Here is an 18047-nt window from a genome sequence, read left to right on the forward strand (position 1 = left end):
CAGTAAAATGGAGCCCATCATGCCCAAGTCCCCCGCCATGCTCCCCATTGCCCGCCCCACCGAAGCCCGCGTCCTCGAGATCGTCTTCCCGGACCACACCAACCACCTGGGCACCCTGTTCGGTGGCCAGGCGCTGGCCTGGATGGATAAGGCGGCCTTCCTGGCCGCCTCGCGCTACTCCCGCAAGATCGTGGTGACCGCGCGCTCCGAGCAGGTGGATTTCCACGTGCCGGTGCGCAAGGGCCAGATGGTCGAGCTGGTCGCCACCGTGGTTTCCGTGGGCCGCACCTCGATGAATATCGACGTGGCCATGTTCACCGAAGAGCTGATCACGGGTGAGCGCGAGCTGTGCACCCGCGGCACGTTCGTGATGATCGCGCTGGACGAGAACCACAAGCCCACGCTGGTCGAGTCGCTCGCTGCGGACGACCGCGCCTGACCTATACCAAAGGCTGAGAGCGGTCCTTGCGGGCGCAAGGTATGTTCAGCGCCACATCCTGCGCGGAGCGGTACCCATGGCCACCCGGCACGCCTTGCTCTCCCTCGCCACCCTCCTCCTGGTCGTGGCACCCATGGCGCAGGCCGCGGAGAAGCTCGTGAAACCCGGCGTGGTCATCGCGGACAAATCCCTGCCCAAGGCGGCCCGCGAGCGCATGGTCCAGGCAGCCTTGCGCTATGACACCTTCTGGAACACCGGCGACGAGTCACTGGCCCGCGCGGCCCTGGCGCCCGCCTTCAAGGACAACACCTTGCCGCCGGGCCGCCCCCAGGGCGTGGAAGGCCCGATCGCGGCGTCGAAAATGTTCCGCAGCGCCGTGCCGGATCTCACCTGCGACGTGGACCAGCTGATCGTCAGCGGCGACCGCGTCGTCGCCCTGCTCCACTTCAAGGGCCACTTCACCGGCGAGGCCCACGGCAAGAAGGGCACCGGCCAGGCGGTGGACTTCATCGCCACGGACATCTACCGCATCGTCAACGGCAGGATTGGCGAGGACTGGCACCTCGAGGACAACCTCACGCTGCTCAAGCAGCTGGGCGTCATCCAGCCCTAACGACGCAGAAGGGTGTTGACTTAGAGCGCACTCTAAGCCGTACGCTTCCCTTATGCCCACATCCCTGACCATTGCCGAGGCGGCTCTCGCCACCGGCCCCACCACCTATACGCTGCGTTACTACGAGCAGATCGGCCTGATCGACCCGGTACCCCGCCGGGGCGGCCAGCGGATCTACGGTGAGAACGACATGCGCCTCATCCAGTTCGTGTTGCGCCTGCGCGGCACGGGCATGGCCATGCGCGATATCCAGGAGTACGTACGCCTGCGCCGCCTGGGTGAAACCCAGGAAAGCATCGTGGGCCGCGGCGACCTGCTCGAGCGCCACGCAGCGCACCTGCGCGACGAGCTGGTATCGCTCACCGAAACCATCGCGCGGCTGGACGAGAAGATCGCCCTGTACCGCTCCATTTACGGTGCCGACGGCGCGGCCGGCGGCCCCGGTGACACCATCCCCACTCCCCGGAGGAAGCAAGCATGATCACCCGCAAACTTGGGTCGAACGGCCCCGACGTCTCGGCACAAGGCCTTGGCTGCATGGGCATGAGCGAGTTCTACGGCCCGGGCGATGACGCACAGAACATCGCCACGCTGGAGCGCGCGCTGGAACTCGGCATCACCTTCTGGGATACCTCCGACGCTTACGGCCCGCACACCAACGAGGAACTGATTGGGCGCGTGTTGCAGGGACGTCGTGACAAGGTGTTCCTGGCCACGAAGTTCGGCATCGTGCGCGATCCGAGCAACCCCGCCGCGCGCGGCGTCAGCGGCCGCCCGGACTATGTACGCCAGTCGGTGGAAGGCAGCCTGCGCCGCCTGAAGACCGATTACATCGATCTGTACTACCAGCATCGCGTGGACCGCACGGTGCCGATCGAAGAGACCGTGGGTGCCATGGCCGAGCTGGTGAAGGAAGGCAAGGTGCGCCATCTGGGCCTGTCCGAAGCGTCCGCCGCCAGCATCGCCCGTGCGGCCCGGGTGCACCCAATCGCTGCGCTGCAGAGCGAGTATTCGCTGTGGACGCGCGATCCGGAAACCACCGGCACGCTGGCGGCCTGCCGCGAACACGGCATCGCTTTCGTCGCGTACAGCCCGCTGGGTCGCGGCTTCCTTACCGGCGCCATCACCCAACCGGATGATTTCGCCGAGGACGACTACCGCCGCCACAACCCGCGCTTCACCGGCGAGAACTTCACGAAGAACCTGGCGATCGTGGAAAAGGTGAAGCAATTCGCCGCCGACAAAGGCTGCACGCCCGGCCAGCTGGCCCTGGCCTGGGTGCTGGCGAAGGGGCAGGACATCGTGCCGATTCCCGGCACCAAGCGGGTGAAGTACCTGGAGGAGAACGCGGCGGCCATGGACGTGAAGCTCAGCGCCAGCGAGATCGCCGAGATCGATGCGGTTTTCCCGCCGGATTCGGCGGTGGGCGACCGTTACCAGACGAACATGATGGGTTCGATCAACGCCTGACCCGCGGCCGTATAATGGCGGTTTGTCCCACCCGGCAAACCGCCATGTCGTCCCCCGATCACTCGCCGCTGGGCAAGGCCACCACGTACGCCGACCGCTACGATGCCAGCCTGCTCTTCCCCATCCCCCGCCAGGCCAAGCGCGACGAGATCGGCGTGGATGGCGCCGCGTTGCCTTTCCACGGCGTGGATATCTGGAACGGCTACGAGCTGAGCTGGCTGGACCCGCGCGGCAAGCCCATGGTGGCCGTGGCGGAATTCCGCTTCCCGGCCACCACGCCCAACATCGTCGAATCGAAGTCGTTCAAGCTGTACCTGAACAGCTTTGCCCAGGAGACCCTGGGCAGCCGCGACGACCTGCGCGACACGCTGGTGCGCGACCTCTCCGCCGCCTCGGGTGGCCCGGTGGAGGTCGCCCTGCACGCGCCCGAGGAACTCAACGGCGTGCCCCTGCACGAGCCGGAGGGCATCCTGCTGGACGACCAGGAGCTGGCCTTCGACAGCTACGGCCCGCCGCGCCCCGATTTCCTCTCGACCCACGAAGGCGAAGTGCGCGAAGTGCTGGTGTCCCACCTGCTGCGCTCGAACTGCCCGGTGACCGGCCAGCCGGACTGGGGCAGCGTGCAGATCAGCTACACCGGCGCGCCGATCGACCGGGCCGGCCTGCTCCGTTACCTGGTCTCGTTCCGCCGCCACACGGAATTCCACGAACAGTGCGTTGAGCGGATCTTCATGGACCTGAGCGAGCGCTGCGCCCCGCGCGCGCTGGCCGTGTACGCGCGCTACACCCGCCGCGGCGGCCTCGATATCAACCCGTTCCGCAGCACGGACCCGGCCGCCGAGCCGGGGAATCCGCGTGGTGCCCGCCAATGATGAACCGTGTATTCATGCACTCTTCATTGGTCTTGCCTTTAGTTGTATAGCCTGTAACCTGCCGCGGCTGAGGGTGTTCCTCGCCCCGACCATGCATTCGACCTGTTCTATTTCCGGAATCCAGACATGAAGCTTTCCTTCCGCACGCCTGTCCTCGCCACGGCCACCCTCGCCGGCCTCCTGGTCCTTACCGCCTGCGGCAAGAAGGAAGAGCAGACCAGCGCCCCGGCCGCCGCTTCCACGGCTGCTGCCCCGGCCGCTGCCGCCACCGCCCCGACCACGGCCCCGGCCGCCGCCAGCACCGCCGCTGTCGCAGCGCCGGCCGCCCCGGCTGCCGCGCCGGCACCGGCTCCGGTCGCCGCCGCTGACACGCTGAAGGTTGGCTCGGTCACCCTGGGCAGCACCGTCGGCGCCGACAAGAAGGTCGCCAAGGCGAAGACCTCGTTCGCACCGAACGAGAAGACCATCTACGCCTCGGTCGCCACCGAAGGCAGCAGCGCCGGCGCCACGCTCAACGCCAAGTGGACCTACCAGGACGGCGACGCCGTCACCACGGTCAGCGACCTGAGCCAGTCGATCAGCACCGACGGCCCGGCGGTCACCACGTTCAAGATCCAGAATCCGAACGAGTGGCCGGAAGGCAAGTACAAGGTCTCGATCTCGCTGAACGGCGCCGCCGCTGGCGACACCTCGTTCGACGTCAAGAAGAAGTAAGCCACCGCCTCACGGCGATGCCCATAGGGCGCGGCTAACCCCGCGCCCTTTTTCGTGCCCGGTCAGCGCGCAAGCAGGCGATTGAGCAGCGGATAGCTGAGACCTTCCGGCTGCGGCGTGCCCATGAAATCGGCGGCGCCGCGGGCGGTGGCCGCGTAGGCATCGAGCGCCAGCGCGATACCGGCACTCAGGCGACGCGCACCCGCGGCGTACAGTTCGGCGTGGGAAGGCAGCCCTGGCACCAGCATCACGTTCAGCGGCATGCCGTCCAGCGAGGCGGCAACGCGGCGGATCTCGTCCACCTTCGCGATGCCGGGGACGAACATCCCATCGGCACCCGCTTCGCGGAACAGGCTGGCCCGGCGTACGACTTCGCCAACGGCTTCGTCGCCCGAAGCCAGGCCGCGCAGGTAAATGTCGGTACGCGCATTGATGTACAGATCGCGCCCGCGCAGGGCGGTGCGGATGGCGCGGATCTTCGCGCTGAGTTCCGCCGGGTCGCGCCCGGCGTCCTCGATGTTGATGCCGGCCACGCCCGCGTCCACGAGCGACGCGACGAAGCGCCCGACCTCGCCCGGATCACTCGCACAGCCTTCCTCGATATCCGCGCTCAGTGGCACCGTCAGCACGCGGGCCATGCGCGTGACCGAGCCAAGCAATTCACTGGCGGGCAGCTTGTCGCCGTCGGGCCAGCCACACGCCCATGCCACGCCCGCGCTGGTCGTCGCCACGGCGGGCGCACCCGCATGCTGGATGGCGACGGCACTACCCGCGTCCCATGCATTGGGAAGGACAAGGAGCGAATCGCCGTGGTGGAGATCGCGGAACCGGGAAGCAGTCATCGGCAGGCATCCAGCATGTTAAGTCTCGCCATCGTACTCACCATTCAGCCAGCCGCCAGCCTTCGCGCCACCGGCGACGCATCCGGAGCGTCGGTAACGCCTTCCGCCTAGGTAAACCTACGGCTTGGTTCAGCCACGGCAAGGCTATGTGAGCAAGGCGCCAATGCGCGGTGAGACCTTGCCTCACCGCGTGAAGACGACTCTTTCAGACGGCCGATGCTCGAATGGCACCCGACCTGGCGCGGCGGCAGATGGCCGTGCAGGCGAAGAATCACTCCACTACCGATCCACCGCCAGGAGAACCTCCATGCTTTACTGGGCCGTCGTCTTTTTCATCGTCGCGATCGTTGCCGCGATCTTCGGCTTCGGCGGCATTGCTGCCGGTGCCGCCAGCATCGCCAAGATCCTGTTCGTGGTGTTCCTGATCCTGTTTATCCTGTCGCTGCTGTTCGGTGGCCTGCGCCGCGGGCCCCGCTTATAAGCGCCTGATACGTGTTCGAAGGGAAACGCCCCGGCCCCAGACCGGGGCGTTTCTTTATTCAAGCAACGGAGACCGATGATGCGCAGCCTTACCTGCCTTGCCGTTGTCCTGTTCACCGCCACGGCGTTTGCCCAGGCGCCCAAGAGCATCGCCACCGCCGACGCGGATTTTGTCCGCCGTGCCAGCAGCGCGGGCCTGACCGAAGTCGCGTTGGGAAAGATGGCCGCGCAGCAGGCGTCCAGCGATTCGGTCAAGAAGTTCGCCGCGCGCATGGTGGAGGATCACACCCGTTCAAATGCCGACCTGGCGAAGCTGGCGGGTAGCAAGGGCGTGCAAATGGCCGTCGCACCCGAGCCAGCCCAGCAGCAGGAGATCGATCGCCTGAAGGATCTCGACGGCGCCACCTTCGACCGGGCTTACTCCGATGCGATGGTCCGCGACCACAAGCTCACCACCGGCCTGTTCCAGCTGGAGGCAGACAAGGGCGAAGACGCGGAGATCCGCGATTTCGCACGAAGCCAGCTCCCCGTGCTCAAGGCGCACGAAAAGCTCGCCGACGACCTTCCGCCGTTCTGAGCCAGCGGCGTAGGCTTTCGGCTCCGGCTGACGGTCAAGGCAACGACAGCCGCACGATCAGGCCGCCGTCCTCGCGGTTGGCCAGGCGAAGGTCGCCACCGATCGAACGCATCAGCTGCACCGCGATGGCGAGGCCGAGGCCTGCGCCACCGGTATCGCGGTTGCGCGACCCTTCCAGTCGGTGAAACGGCTGGGTCACGTTCTCCAGCTCTGACTCCGGAATACCCGGGCCCGAGTCCGACACGGTGATGGACAATGCGCCATCGGCGCCGCGGCAGCTGGCGACTTCCGCACTACCGCCGTACTTGATAGCGTTGTCGATCACGTTGGTCAGCACCCGCCGCAGCGCACGCGGACGCACCATGGCCACACCGTGGGCCATTCCGGCCAGCGACACGGGCTGGCCCACGTCCTGGTAGTCGAACACGAGGCTTTCGATGAACGCGGCGGGGTCCATTTTCACCGGCGCTTCGTCGCCACCGTGTGCGCTGCGCGCGTAGGCCACGCCTTCGCGCACCAGGTGTTCCATCTCAGCGAGGTCGGCAAGCAGGCGATCGCTCTCCGGGCCGGCGTCGAGGGATTCGGCCCGCAGGCGCATGCGCGTGATCGGCGTCTGCAAGTCGTGCGATATCGACGCGAGGATATGCAGGCGCTCTTTCAGGTACACGGCAATGCGGTCCTGCATGGCGTTGAACGCGGCGGCGGCCTGCGCCACTTCCGTGGGGCCATCCTCGGGAAGGTGCCGCGTGTCGGCCGTGGGTGACATGGCTTCCGCGGCGCCCGCCAGCTGCGCCAGCGGCCGGGTGACGAAGCGCACGGCAAGCCACGCGCACACCAGCAACACCACCATCTGCACCATGAAGACGAACGGCAGCCAGCTCGCCATCGCGGGCGGATGCGGGTTCACTTCCAGCGTGAGCGGCGCGCCGTCGCTGAGCGTGAGGTGCACCTGGTAGCGCTCGGGCTTCATGGACACCGTCTGCGCCTTCACCGCATACGCCGCACCCACCTCGTTGGTGATCCGCTGCGTCACCTCGCGCGAACGCTCGGACACCAGCGGCGCACCGGCCTCACCGGGGCCAAGGAGGAAGTGGTAATTGTCACGCGCCAGCCGCGGAAGCCACGCCGCACGCTCGTCGGCCGGCAGGCGGTCGAGGATCGCGACCGAGGTGCCGACTTCGTGCTCCAGCGTGTTGAGCATCACCATGGTGGCGCTCTGGTAGCGCTCGTACGCCAGCAGGCCAAACGTCAGGCCCTGCGCCAGCAGCAGCCCGCAGATGAGGATGACCGACAGCCGCGATGCCATGCTCCGCGGCAGCCACGCCGGGAGGCGCCGTGTCATGCGCCGCCTCCGGCCACGGTCACCGGCATGCTGAAGACGTAACCTTCGCTGCGCACCGTCTTGATGTACGCCTGCTCTTTCGCATCGTCCAGCAGGCGCTGGCGCAGGCGGCTTACCTGGAGGTCGATGCTGCGATCGAAGTGCTCGGCATCGCGGCCCTGGGTGAGGTTGAGCAGCTGGTCGCGGGTGAGGATGCGCTGCGGATGATCGAGGAACACACGCAGCAGGCGGTATTCCGCGCCACTGAGCGACACCACCGTCCCTTCTTCATCGAGCAGGTGTCGCGCGGTGGTATCCAGCCGCCATTTACCGAAGGCCAGCATCTCGGTGGCCTCGGTGATGCGCAGGTTGGGGGGAAGCATCCGCGTACGGCGGATCACCGCCTTGATCCGCGCCAGCAGCTCGCGCGGCGAGAAGGGCTTGGTGAGGTAATCGTCCGCGCCCATTTCCAGGCCGACGATGCGGTCGGTTTCATCATCGCGCGCCGTCAGCAGCAGCACCGGGATCGCCTTGTGCTTGCCCGCGCGCAGGGTGCGGCACAAGGCCAGGCCGTCCTCGCCCGGCATCATGATGTCGAGCACCACCAGGTCGAACGCCGACGCATCCAGCTGCGCAAACATCTCGCGCCCCTCGGCGGCGGCGGTGGCGCGCAGGCCGTTCTTGCGCAGGTAATCGACGACGCCCGTGCGGATGCCGTGGTCGTCGTCAACAACGAGGATGTGGTCAATGTGGTCCATGCGCGTGTCGTTCGTTCGCCTGAAGGTGTGTCGTGCCGGGCATCAGCCCTTGCCAAGCAGCTGGGCTACTTTCGCGTCCGTGGTGTCGTAGTTTCCCTCGCCGAAGTGGGTGTACACAACGCGGCCGTTCTGGTCGACCAGGTAGAGCGCGGGCCAGAACTGGTTGCCCCAGGCATTCCACGTCGCCAGCTGGTTGTCCGTCGCCACCGGCCAGGTGATGCCGAAGCGCTTGATGGCCGCCTGCACGGTGGCCGGGTCGCGCTCTTCATCGAATTCGGGGGTGTGTACGCCCACGACGACCAAGCCGTCCTTTGCGTATTTGTCGTAGAGCGCCTTCGTGTGCGGAAGCACGTGCAGGCAGTTGATGCATTCGTTGGTCCAGAACTCCACGAGCACCACCTTGCCGTGCAGGCCCTGCATGGTCAGCGGGGGTGAGTTGAACCAGCGGTCGATGCCGGTGAATTCCGGTGCGGGTGTGCTGGCCGACGCGGTGTGGTCGCCAGCGCGGGCGATGCTGGACAGGCCCGGCCAGGCGGCCGCCAGGCCAACGCCCAGCGCGAACACGGTAAGGACTTTGGAGAGGACGTTCATGGTGACCTCGGGTCAGGTGGGTACGCCTTGCATTAAAGGCGCGCCATTTGTCCCGGGCATGTCCCGTGAGGGGGCTTTTTGTATCGAAGTGTACAAAGCGGCCGGTTTTGTATCGAAACGTATCCAGGCCGTCGCAGGACACATTGCGATGCGTTTTGGCACGCCACGCGACACAAGCGGGATACGCCCGGACGTTTTCATGTGCATCACCGGCTGGCCACCAGCCACCCACCCACTGCACAAGGACATCCCGATGAATCGCAAGTACAGCAGCCTCGCCGCCACCCTCGCCCTCGGCCTTGCCGCCCTCACCGGCGCCGCCCATGCCGATGAAGCGAAGAAGCCGATGGAGAAATGCTATGGCGTAGCCAAGGCCGGCCAGAACGATTGCGCCGCCGGCGCCGGCACCAGCTGCGCCGGCACCTCGAAGACGGACTACCAGGGCAACGCCTGGAAGCTCGTCGAAAAAGGCACCTGCGTCACCCTGAAGACGCCGAAGGGCCCGGGCAGCCTTGAGGCCAAGGCGTGAGCCGTGTCGCCACGGCTGGCGTCCTGTCGCGGGTCATCCCGGAAAGCGCGCTGCTGCTCGTGGCGCGCCTCGGCATCGCGGCGGTGTTCTTCCAGTCGGGCCGCACCAAGGTCGAGGGCTTCCTCACCCTCAAGGAGTCCACCTACGACCTGTTCGACTCGGAATACGCCCTGCCGCTGATTCCTTCCCACCTCGCCGCGCACCTTGCCACGTATTCGGAGCACCTTTTTCCCGTGCTCCTCGTGCTCGGCCTGTTCACCCGCGTATCCGCGTTTGCCCTGCTGGCCATGACCGCCGTGATCGAGGTGTTCGTGTATCCGGACGCATGGCCGACGCACCTTTCCTGGGCGGGGCTGTTGCTCCCGCTACTCGCCCGCGGCGGTGGGGGCTGGTCGCTCGACCGGCTCCTCTTCCCCTCGCGTCGCTGATCCCACCCCCCTTCCATCGCAGGCCCACTCCTATGCGTAAGACCCTCCTCGTCGCGCTGACCGCGCTCGCCCTCGGCACGGGCACCGCCGCCGTCGCCGCCGATGCTCCCGCGCCCACCGGCGTGAAAAACATCGTGATCGTCCCTGGCGCCTTCGTCGACGGCTCCGGCTGGCGCGTCGTCCACGACATCCTCATCCACAAGGGCTATCACGTGAGCGTGGTGCAGCCGCGCATCGAGACGCTGGCCGATGACGTCGACCAGACCCGCGAGCAGATCCGCAAGCAGGACGGCCCCGTGGTCCTCGTCGGCCACAGCTATGGCGGTGCAGTGATCACCCAGGCCGGTGCCCGCGACAAGGTGGCCGCACTGGTCTACGTCTCCGCGCTGGTGCCGGAAGTGGGCGAGAGCGTGTCGCAGCTCGTGTCGTCCATGCCCTCGCCGAGCAACGACATCGAAGCCACCCGCGACGACCATCTGTTCTTCGATGAAGCCAAGTTCGGCGCCGATTTCGCCGGCGACCTGACGACCAACCGCACCGACTTCATGGCCGTCTCGCAGGTACCCGCCGCCAAGGCCGCGTTCAACGCCACTCTGCCCGCCGCCGCATGGCACACCAAGCCCACCTGGGCCGTGGTCAGCACCCAGGACCGCGCGCTCAGCCCCGATCTCCAGCGCTGGATGTACAAGCGCGCCCATGCGCATGTCACCGAGGTCGAGGGCAGCCATGTCTCCTACATCTCCCAGCCGGAGAAAGTCGCCGCGGTGATCGAAGAAGCCGCTCGCGACGCGAAGTAAGCGCCACCCATCCCACCTCAAGGAATACCTTCTGATGAATACCACCGTCACCAAGTCCCGCTCGACCTTCGCCGGCGCCGCCGCCCTCGTTGCCATCGCCATCGCGCAGTTCGCCGCGCCAGCGCATGCCGCCGACAAGCCCGGTGCCGCGAAGGAAGAACTGTCGCGCTGCTACGGCGTGAACACCTGCAAGGGCACCAGCCTCTGCGCCACCGCCAAGAACGACTGCAAGGGCCTGAACACCTGCAAGGGCCAGGGCGTGGTCGTGAAGCTGCCCAGCGAATGCAAGGCCGCCGGCGGCACGCTGACCGAACCGCAATAACACCGTCGCATTGGACCTTCGCTATGACGACATCCATCCCCACCTTCGCCGGCTATGGCCTCGGTCTGCGCAAGGAGCACTACCGCGATTTCCTCGAAGGCGACGTGCCGGTGGATTTCGTCGAGGTCATCTCCGAGAACTTCATGGTGGATGGCGGGCAGCCGCGCGACATCCTCCGACGCATCCGTGAGAAGCATCCGGTCGCGATGCACGGCGTCTCCCTGTCAATCGGCTCGTCCGATGGCCTGGATCGCGACTACCTGCGCCGCCTTCGTGCGTTGGCCGATGAGATCCAGCCGTTGTTCGTCTCCGACCACCTGAGCTGGTCGCGCGTGGCCGGCTTCAGCTCGCACGACCTGCTCCCCGTGCCGTACACCGCGGAGGCCCTGGACATGGTCTGCCGCAACATCGACATGGCGCAGGAGGCGCTCGGTCGGCCCATGCTGTTCGAGAACCCGTCCAGCTACGTGGCCTTCGAGGGCGCGGAGATGGCGGAGTGGGAATTCATCACCGCGATGGCCCACCGCACCGGCTGCGGATTATTGCTGGATGTGAACAACATCTACGTCAGCGCCCACAACCATGGCTTCGATGCGCATGCCTTCCTGCACGGTATCCCGGCGGACCGCGTACGCCAGGTGCATCTTGCCGGCCACACCGAAGGCCCGGGCCTGCTGATCGATACGCACGACAAACCCGTATGCGATGACGTGTGGTCGCTCTATGCGATGGCGCGCTCGCTGCTCGGCGACGTCGCCACCATGATCGAACGCGACGACGATATTCCGCCGCTGACCGACCTGCTCGACGAGCTCGAGATCGCCCGCGCCATCGGCCAGCGTCACATCCGCCGGGAGGCCGCATGAACCTGGCGACGATGCAGGTGCGCTTCCGCGACTGGCTGGTGACCGGCAGCGACGACGATGCCGCCGCCTTCGGTGCGACGGCTATTGCGGGACTCCATGTCTACCAGAACAACTACCGCGCCCAGCTGATGGGCTGCCTGGAAGTGAGTTACCCGCTGCTACGCCAGTTCATCGGCGACGAGGCGTTCCGCGTCGCCGCCATCACCCATATCGACGCCCACGCACCGCGTGGCTGGACGCTGGACCACTACGGCGCCGAGTTCGCGCAGACGCTCCAGGCGCTGCATCCGGCCAACCCTGACCTCGATGAGATCGCGTGGATCGAATGGATGCTCGGTGAGGCCTTCGTCGCCGCGGATGCCATGCCGATAGCGCCTGACGCGTTGGCAAACGTCGACTGGGACAACGCCCGTCTCGTGCGGTCGCCCAGCCTCCGTGTACGCCGCGCCACCACCAACGCCGACGACGTGTGGACGGGCCTGCACGAAGGTCACGAAGGCATGGAAAGTGAGATGCTCGCCGAACCGGCCGGGCTGGTCGTCTGGCGCCGCGACAACGTCTCGCGCCTGCGCCGTGCCGATGATATCGAAACCACGGCGCTGCTCACGCTTGCCACGGATGCCGCATTCAGCACGCTTTGTGACACGCTGGTCGAGCGCCTTGGTGAGGAGACCGGCATCCAGCGGGCTGGCCAGCTGCTGGGAGACTGGCTCGCATCTGGGATCGTCGTCGCGGTGGAGAACGAAGGCCTAGAGCAGCGAGCGGAGCTCGCGTGATGCCGAACGAAGGAGTGCCATGCGCTACCACTCCGACCCGGTATCGCTGCGCTTTCCGCGCGTCTCAAGGACCAGTTGAAGGTCCAAGGCGGCAAGAAGCTTGAGCAATGAGCCGATCGAGCTACGCTCCGGCGTGGACTCCAGTGCCGAAATGGTTTTCGCCAGCAGACCGACGCTGGCGGCAGCGCTGGCCTGAGTCAGCCGAAGCCGCGCCCGCTGATCGCGTAGCGCGGCAGCGAGTTGGGATGGAAGGGTGATCGATTGTTGGGGCATACGGGCATACCTTATAGGGTATATCTCGAGAATATACCCTACAGGGGATACTAGGTAGAAATACGCGGCCAAACCCCGCGTCCCTGCGCTGTTGGACGCTCGCGCCGACCGCGACGATGTGTGCTCCTGCCCCTGCGACGCGGCACATCATGGCCTCCCTACCCCTGATCCGGTTCGCCGCGTGGGCCACCCTGACGCTCGTTCCCCTTGGCGCCGCCGCGCAGACCCTCGAACCACCCGCGCCGCCAGCCAAGGAAACCTTCTGGCAGCTGATGCACGACCCCAACGACCACGCCATCGACATGTCGCGCTGGCTGCTGCAGCACAAGGGCGCGTTGATCGTGCCGATCATCATCACCGAACCGGCCGTCGGCAATGGCGGTGGTGCAGCGGCGGTGTTCTTCAAACCGGCCAAGCAATCGCAGGCGTCGAAGGATCGCGGCGAGCGCATTCCGCCGAACATCTACGGCTTTGGTGCGGCGAAGACGCAGAACGGCACCTACGGTGGCGCGATCGCGGGCGAGTTCCACTTCCGTGACGACCAGTGGCGCTACAAGGGCGCCATCGGCAAGGCATCGGTGAACCTCGACTTCTACACGCAGGGCGTGGTTTTGGCACCGCGTAAGATCGGCTACAACCTCGACGGCATCTTTTCGTTCCAGCAGGTGCAGCGCCGCCTGGGCGACACGCCGCTGTACGCGGGCATTCGCTGGCTCTACATCGACCTCGACAGCAGCCTCAACATCGAGAGCAACCGCCAGTTCTTCAAGCCGCGGGACTTCGCCAGCCGCGCGTCGGGATTGGGTGCGGTCTTCGAGTACGACACGCGCGACAATACGCTGACGCCATCGCGCGGCGTGCTGTCGATGGTGGAGACGACGTTCTACGCGCCGGGCATCGGCAGTGACAACACCTTCCAGTCGTACCGCGCACACACCCTCGGCTACATCCCCCTCGGGCAGCGCTTCGTGCTTGGCCTGCGTGCTGACTACCGCACCGCACCCGGCGACACACCGTTTTACCAGTTGCCTTCGGTGGATCTGCGCGGCGTGTCCTACGGCCGCTACCAGGATCGCTCGGTCGGCATGGTGGAAGCCGAGCTGCGATGGAATGCGACACGGCGCTGGGCCGCACTGGTGTTTGGCGGCGCGGGGCGTGCCTGGGGCAAGAAAGTCTCGTTCGGCGATGCCTCCACCGAAACGAGCAAGGGTGTCGGCTTTCGCTACCTGATCGCCAGTGCGCTGGGCCTGTATGCCGGCGTCGACTGGGCATGGAGCCAGGACGACCATGCCTGGTACATCCAGATAGGTAGTGCGTGGCGCTGAAGCCGACTCAGGGCGACCACGCGGCGATGCGCTGCAACGCCTGCTCGCGTGCTGCGTCGAGGGGCTCGGGACGGGTTTGCGCCGACAGATGCCCGCGCGCTTTCTGGCCGAGGAAATAGGCAACACGCTCCGCATTGGCGCCCGAGGGGTGCGGAAGGCCGGCGAGTATGCGCGCGGGGTCTAGCCGCCCCTGCGCCACCATGCGATCGCACGCCACCTGTGCGGCGGCGCCCAGCGGGATCACCAGGGCGCGCCGCAGGTGCCCGCATTCCGCGGCGAAGTCGGTATCGATGCGCTCCAGCAGCAGCGGGCTCCGGTCGACACCACTGCCGTTGTAGTTTTTTCCGCCGGTGAACACCGGGTAGCGGATCGCCGCCGTCATATGGACGAGATCGGTGCGCGCGGTCCAGAACGCAGCCGTCGACGCGATGCCGAGCCGGGCCGCGACACCGAGGAAATCCAGCATGCGCATCAGGTGGCTGCGAATCGGACCCGACCAGCTCGCGGCGTATTTAGCGGCGGCTGCCGCCGTGGCATCGTTGGCGCCGGCGAGCAGCTGGCTGCGTGCGGTGTCGAGGGCGACCAATGCCTGCGCACGGCCTGGCGCGATGCCGACCAGCACGATCTTCGCGTGCGGGTTCAGGAAATCGAACGGGGCGTAGTAGATCTCGTGGCGACCGTCGCTGGCCATCCGCAGGGCCGCGGGCAATGGCGTGTGCGCGGCGAAATCCACGCCCGGGTCGCGCAGGAGGCCTGCGTAATGGCGAAAGAGGTGGAGATCGTCAGTAGCCATGCGGAAAATGGCGCGCCCGGAGGGATTCGAACCCCCGACCAATGGCTTCGGAAGCCACTACTCTATCCGGCTGAGCTACGGGCGCGTATCTGAGCGGACCGGCATTGTAGCGGCATTACCCGCCGCTGGCCTAGCTTTCCTCTCAGGCCCGCGCCACGGCGGGCTCGTGGCCGCCCGCGACGGCGCGCAGCGCCTCGCGATAGCGGCGGCTGCACGGCAGCACGGTGCCGTCGGCCATGTGCAGGCGGGCCTCGCCGGCGTCCAGCGGCTCGATCGCCGTGACCTGGGCCAGGCGCACCACATAGCTGCGATGCACCCGCACGAATACGGCCGGGTCCAGCCGGGCTTCCAGTGCCGCCAGGGTGCTGCGCAGCGGGTAGTCACGGCTGCGAACCCGCAGGTTCACGTAATTGCCCGCGGCCTGGGCCCATTCAATGTCCGCGGTGGCCACGAGGAAGTCGCGGCCCAGCTTGCGGACAAGAAAGCGCTCAGGGCGGTCCACCGGTTCCACCGGGGCGCCTTCGTCCGGCTCGGCCAGCAGGCTGGCCTCGCCCTTGATCTGGCGCCCGAACCATTCCACCGCGTGGCACAGGGCCACGATGAAGAAGAAGGTGCGGGAATCCTTCAGGTACTCATAGACGAACTGCAGGCCAAGGTTCCCCGGGTCGAAACGGTCCCCGCCCAGCGCGTAGCCGCCCAGGCGCAGCAGGTCCATACCGGTGACATGGAGCAGGCACCAGGCCAGGCTGCCCAGCACGTAGTACGGCAGGTAGCGGCGCCAGGTGTCGGCATGCAGGGGCCAGCGGTCGCAGGCCATCAGCAGGAAAGGCAGGAGCATCAGCGAGACCAGCGGGCTGCTGAACTCGTTGATCGCGATGTGCCAGGTCTCGTACGGCACGTTGTAGCGGGCGGCGTCGATCCGCGAGGTCAGCGTGTTGCCGATCGCGGCCGTGCCGAAGATCACCGTCCAGAAGATCACCATGATCCATCGGCGCCGGCGGTGCGCCGTGTCCAGGTCTTTGCCGGGTTCGCTGTGCGGTCTGTCCATGGCGGGAGTGTATGCCGATGCGGTGCCGGCATGAAAAAAAGGGCCCCTTGCGGGGCCCTTGTCGTGCTTATTTCGCCTTGTAGAGCTGGCCGAGCCAGTCCGGCTTGCTCGCGTCGCGCTCGAGGTGCGGGTACTTCAGGCCATCGTGGTATTCGATCTTGATGGTCTTGTAGGTGTCGAAGTTCTTCACCAGCAGCTCGATCGGGGCGGAGGTGCCCTTCGACGCGGTCACGGCATCCTTCAGCGCATCGCCGTCGAATTCCTTGCCGTTGATGGCGACGATATGCATGCCCGGCGAGAGGCCGGCGTTGAAGGCCGGGCCGTCCCAGCGGACGTCCGCGATGTCGCCCTTCGACGACACGGCGAAACCGGCCGAGTAGGTCAGGTCGGTGTAGTGGCGGCGTGCCTCGAAGGCCTTCACGGCTTCGGAGGGCTTGTCGTTGTAGACCAGCTTCCAGCCACCGCGCTCGATGCCTTCCAGGTCACCCTTGTGGCCGTCGATGCGGTCACGCAGGTACTTCGCCCAGTCGTACGGCGCGATGCCGTTGAGGGTCGAAGCCACTTCTTCGAAGGTGTACGGATTGACTTTCCAGTCACCGTCCTTCATGCCGAAGAAGGCCTTGGCGAAATCATCCAGCGAACGCTTGTTCTTGGTCAGCTCGCGCAGCTTGGTGTCCACGTCCAGCCACACCATCTGGCCGCCCGAATAATAGTCTTCGCTCATCTGGTAGTTGCGGTACGAGAGCGGACGACGCTGGGCGATGGTCGGGTCGTTGGTGGTGTCCTGGATGTTGCGCCAGGACAGGCCCGGGCGGCCCTTGTCGTAGGTGGCGGCAACGAGCGCGAGCACGTCGCGTGCCTGGTCCTGCGAGACGAGGCCCGAACGCGCGGCCACCACGTTGCCCCAGAACTGGGTCTGGCCTTCGTACACCCACAGAAGGCTGTCGCCCATCGGGACGTTGAAGCTGGCCGTGGCCAGGTCGGCGCCGCGGCGGTACTTGCCGTCCCACGAGTGGTTGTACTCATGTGCGAGCAGGTCGCGGCCCAGCCAGCTCTTGTCCCACTCGGTGAAGTAGTTGGGCGAGGCGCTGTTTTCCGACGAACGGTGGTGTTCCAGGCCGATGCCGCCGAGCTTGTCGGTCAGCGCCAGCAGGAAGTCGTAATGGTTGTAGTGGCGTGCGCCGTAAAGCTTGTCCATCTGCTTGACGAGGTTGCGGTGGATCTCAAGCGCTTCCGGCTTGATCTCCAGCGCCTTGGCGCTGTCAGCGATGATGTTCAGGTGCACCGGCGAGCGACCGTTCGGGTCCAGGTCCACGCGCTTGAAGTAGCGGCCGGCGAAAATCGGCGAATCGACGAGGTTGTCGAAATCGATGTTCTTGAAGGTGACGGTGTCGCCGTCCTTGCTCGCCTGCTCCAGCGCGGTGCCGAACTGGAAACCCGCCGGGAACTTTACCGACGGCTCGACCTGGACCTGGTCGGCACGGTAACCGGCCGGGTACAGGGCCACCTGGTTCCACTCGACGTTGACCATGTCCGGGGTCATGACGATGCGGCCCTGGCGGGTGTCCTGCGGGGTCAGGGTCTGGAATTCGAGGTCCACCGAGGTGGCGCCCGCCGGGACGTCCATGTGGAAGGCGTAGACGTTGAACTCGTCACGCGTCCACTCGATGCGCTGGCCATTGGCCTTCACCACCAGGCCCGCGAACTGGTCGATCGGACCGGTCGGCGAATGGTGGCCCGGGATCCACTCCGGGAACAGCAGGGTCAGCTTGCCGGGCTGCGCCGGGACGGTTTCCTTGACGCGGAGGATGCGGTGGTCGAGGTCCGTGGCATCGACCACGACCTTGAGCGTGCCGTTGAACGGACCATCCTGGATGGCCGGAACATCATCCGCGGCGTAGGCCGTGGCGCCGATGCCAGCCAGGGCGGCCAGCAGCGCAGATGCGAGAAGCTTGGATTTCAAAGGGTTTCTCCCGTGGAGCGGTGGGTCGCCGGGCGATCCTGCCTGCGAGTGGGTCCGCGCGGGCCCCTGCGGTCCGCGCAAGCCTCCGATGCTAAACGGCAGGGGCCGGGTCTCCCCATGCCAGAGGTCACGGGGGGGTGGCGGGGAGATACCTGTCATGGCATCGCAAGTTAAAACGCCGTAAAATCTCGCGGCCCACAGGGGGCGGGCCGGCCTCAAAACGCCGGCAGACACATTCAAGGACTCAGGG

23 protein-coding genes and 1 tRNA gene are annotated in these 18047 nt (G+C 66.4%); 15 read left to right on the forward strand and 9 right to left on the reverse strand.

Going from position 1 to position 18047, the window contains the following annotated elements:
• The first annotated feature begins 19 nt into the window (after nucleotides 1-19).
• The 6 genes from FIV34_RS19250 to FIV34_RS19275 all read left to right on the forward strand — a co-directional run bounded on the left by FIV34_RS19250 (nucleotide 20) and on the right by FIV34_RS19275 (nucleotide 4108).
• Nucleotides 20-439 (forward strand): acyl-CoA thioesterase, encoded by a 420-nt coding sequence (locus FIV34_RS19250; RefSeq protein WP_246058688.1) that lies wholly within the window; start codon nucleotides 20-22, stop codon nucleotides 437-439.
• Between the two features lie 76 nt (nucleotides 440-515).
• Nucleotides 516-1052: an ester cyclase gene (locus FIV34_RS19255; RefSeq protein WP_139985107.1), complete on the forward strand. Its 537-nt coding sequence runs from the start codon at nucleotides 516-518 to the stop codon at nucleotides 1050-1052.
• 52 nt (nucleotides 1053-1104) lie between these two features.
• Complete coding sequence (locus tag FIV34_RS19260; protein WP_139985108.1) at nucleotides 1105-1533, forward strand: MerR family transcriptional regulator; 429 nt, start codon at nucleotides 1105-1107, stop codon at nucleotides 1531-1533.
• The gene (locus FIV34_RS19265; RefSeq protein WP_139985109.1) at nucleotides 1530-2522 is read left to right on the forward strand and encodes an aldo/keto reductase; all 993 of its coding nucleotides are present in this window, start codon (nucleotides 1530-1532) and stop codon (nucleotides 2520-2522) included. Before FIV34_RS19260 ends, FIV34_RS19265 begins: the two co-directional genes overlap by 4 nt.
• Nucleotides 2523-2566: 44 nt before the next feature.
• Nucleotides 2567-3394 carry an NADPH-dependent 7-cyano-7-deazaguanine reductase QueF gene (gene queF / locus FIV34_RS19270; protein WP_139985110.1) on the forward strand — a complete coding sequence of 276 codons (828 nt, stop codon included), beginning with the start codon at nucleotides 2567-2569 and terminating at the stop codon, nucleotides 3392-3394.
• 126 nt (nucleotides 3395-3520) lie between these two features.
• Nucleotides 3521-4108 (forward strand): hypothetical protein, encoded by a 588-nt coding sequence (locus tag FIV34_RS19275; protein WP_139985111.1) that lies wholly within the window; start codon nucleotides 3521-3523, stop codon nucleotides 4106-4108.
• Nucleotides 4109-4170: 62 nt separating this feature from the next.
• Here the strand turns inward: FIV34_RS19275 and FIV34_RS19280 are convergent, their stop codons facing one another.
• Nucleotides 4171-4950: an isocitrate lyase/PEP mutase family protein gene (locus FIV34_RS19280; RefSeq protein ID WP_139985112.1), complete on the reverse strand. Its 780-nt coding sequence runs from the start codon at nucleotides 4948-4950 to the stop codon at nucleotides 4171-4173.
• 307 nt (nucleotides 4951-5257) lie between these two features.
• Between FIV34_RS19280 and FIV34_RS19285 the strand changes: the two genes are divergently transcribed.
• A complete protein-coding gene (locus FIV34_RS19285) occupies nucleotides 5258-5431 on the forward strand; it encodes a DUF1328 family protein (protein WP_045831119.1) in 174 nt (57 codons plus the stop codon).
• Nucleotides 5432-5506: 75 nt separating this feature from the next.
• Entirely contained in the window at nucleotides 5507-6007 is a 501-nt protein-coding gene (locus FIV34_RS19290) for a DUF4142 domain-containing protein (protein WP_139985113.1), read from the forward strand.
• A 34-nt stretch (nucleotides 6008-6041) separates the two neighbouring features.
• Here FIV34_RS19290 and FIV34_RS19295 read toward each other — a convergent pair whose 3' ends face one another.
• The 3 genes from FIV34_RS19295 to FIV34_RS19305 are packed head-to-tail and all read right to left on the reverse strand — an operon-like array spanning nucleotide 6042 to nucleotide 8677.
• Nucleotides 6042-7349 carry a sensor histidine kinase gene (locus FIV34_RS19295; RefSeq protein ID WP_139985114.1) on the reverse strand — a complete coding sequence of 436 codons (1308 nt, stop codon included), beginning with the start codon at nucleotides 7347-7349 and terminating at the stop codon, nucleotides 6042-6044.
• Nucleotides 7346-8086: a response regulator gene (locus FIV34_RS19300; protein ID WP_139985115.1), complete on the reverse strand. Its 741-nt coding sequence runs from the start codon at nucleotides 8084-8086 to the stop codon at nucleotides 7346-7348. Before FIV34_RS19300 ends, FIV34_RS19295 begins: the two co-directional genes overlap by 4 nt.
• A gap of 42 nt (nucleotides 8087-8128) precedes the next feature.
• The gene (locus FIV34_RS19305) at nucleotides 8129-8677 is read right to left on the reverse strand and encodes a thioredoxin family protein (protein WP_139985116.1); all 549 of its coding nucleotides are present in this window, start codon (nucleotides 8675-8677) and stop codon (nucleotides 8129-8131) included.
• A 253-nt stretch (nucleotides 8678-8930) separates the two neighbouring features.
• On the opposite strand from FIV34_RS19305, the gene FIV34_RS19310 reads away from it, so the two are divergent.
• From FIV34_RS19310 to FIV34_RS19335, 6 genes are read left to right on the forward strand one after another with little or no spacing between them, the layout of a single operon-like run.
• Complete coding sequence (locus tag FIV34_RS19310) at nucleotides 8931-9206, forward strand: BufA1 family periplasmic bufferin-type metallophore (RefSeq protein ID WP_139985117.1); 276 nt, start codon at nucleotides 8931-8933, stop codon at nucleotides 9204-9206.
• Nucleotides 9203-9634, forward strand: a complete 432-nt coding sequence (locus FIV34_RS19315; protein WP_139985118.1) for a DoxX family protein — start codon at nucleotides 9203-9205, stop codon at nucleotides 9632-9634. Before FIV34_RS19310 ends, FIV34_RS19315 begins: the two co-directional genes overlap by 4 nt.
• 32 nt (nucleotides 9635-9666) lie before the next feature.
• The gene (locus FIV34_RS19320; protein ID WP_139985119.1) at nucleotides 9667-10431 is read left to right on the forward strand and encodes an alpha/beta fold hydrolase; all 765 of its coding nucleotides are present in this window, start codon (nucleotides 9667-9669) and stop codon (nucleotides 10429-10431) included.
• Between the two features lie 34 nt (nucleotides 10432-10465).
• Nucleotides 10466-10753, forward strand: coding sequence for a BufA2 family periplasmic bufferin-type metallophore (gene bufA2, locus FIV34_RS19325; RefSeq protein ID WP_139985120.1), 288 nt, complete (start codon nucleotides 10466-10468; stop codon nucleotides 10751-10753).
• 23 nt (nucleotides 10754-10776) lie between these two features.
• Complete coding sequence (bufB, locus tag FIV34_RS19330) at nucleotides 10777-11619, forward strand: MNIO family bufferin maturase (RefSeq protein WP_139985121.1); 843 nt, start codon at nucleotides 10777-10779, stop codon at nucleotides 11617-11619.
• Complete coding sequence (locus FIV34_RS19335; RefSeq protein WP_139985122.1) at nucleotides 11616-12395, forward strand: HvfC/BufC family peptide modification chaperone; 780 nt, start codon at nucleotides 11616-11618, stop codon at nucleotides 12393-12395. Before bufB ends, FIV34_RS19335 begins: the two co-directional genes overlap by 4 nt.
• 24 nt (nucleotides 12396-12419) lie before the next feature.
• Here FIV34_RS19335 and FIV34_RS19340 read toward each other — a convergent pair whose 3' ends face one another.
• Nucleotides 12420-12668 carry a helix-turn-helix domain-containing protein gene (locus FIV34_RS19340; RefSeq protein WP_139985123.1) on the reverse strand — a complete coding sequence of 83 codons (249 nt, stop codon included), beginning with the start codon at nucleotides 12666-12668 and terminating at the stop codon, nucleotides 12420-12422.
• Between the two features lie 149 nt (nucleotides 12669-12817).
• Here FIV34_RS19340 and FIV34_RS19345 point away from each other — a divergent pair, with 149 nt between their 5' ends.
• Entirely contained in the window at nucleotides 12818-13993 is a 1176-nt protein-coding gene (locus FIV34_RS19345) for a BamA/TamA family outer membrane protein (protein ID WP_246058689.1), read from the forward strand.
• 7 nt (nucleotides 13994-14000) lie between these two features.
• Here the strand turns inward: FIV34_RS19345 and FIV34_RS19350 are convergent, their stop codons facing one another.
• The 4 genes from FIV34_RS19350 to FIV34_RS19365 all read right to left on the reverse strand — a co-directional run bounded on the left by FIV34_RS19350 (nucleotide 14001) and on the right by FIV34_RS19365 (nucleotide 17797).
• The gene (locus tag FIV34_RS19350; RefSeq protein WP_139985125.1) at nucleotides 14001-14786 is read right to left on the reverse strand and encodes a uracil-DNA glycosylase family protein; all 786 of its coding nucleotides are present in this window, start codon (nucleotides 14784-14786) and stop codon (nucleotides 14001-14003) included.
• Nucleotides 14787-14794: 8 nt separating this feature from the next.
• Nucleotides 14795-14871 (reverse strand) — tRNA-Arg (locus FIV34_RS19355).
• 57 nt (nucleotides 14872-14928) lie between these two features.
• Nucleotides 14929-15834: a LytTR family DNA-binding domain-containing protein gene (locus FIV34_RS19360; protein ID WP_246058690.1), complete on the reverse strand. Its 906-nt coding sequence runs from the start codon at nucleotides 15832-15834 to the stop codon at nucleotides 14929-14931.
• 67 nt (nucleotides 15835-15901) lie between these two features.
• Nucleotides 15902-17797, reverse strand: a complete 1896-nt coding sequence (locus FIV34_RS19365; protein WP_139985126.1) for a M61 family metallopeptidase — start codon at nucleotides 17795-17797, stop codon at nucleotides 15902-15904.
• Nucleotides 17798-18047: the final 250 nt, after the last annotated feature.

This window comes from Luteibacter pinisoli (assembly GCF_006385595.1).
Classification (GTDB): domain Bacteria; phylum Pseudomonadota; class Gammaproteobacteria; order Xanthomonadales; family Rhodanobacteraceae; genus Luteibacter; species Luteibacter pinisoli.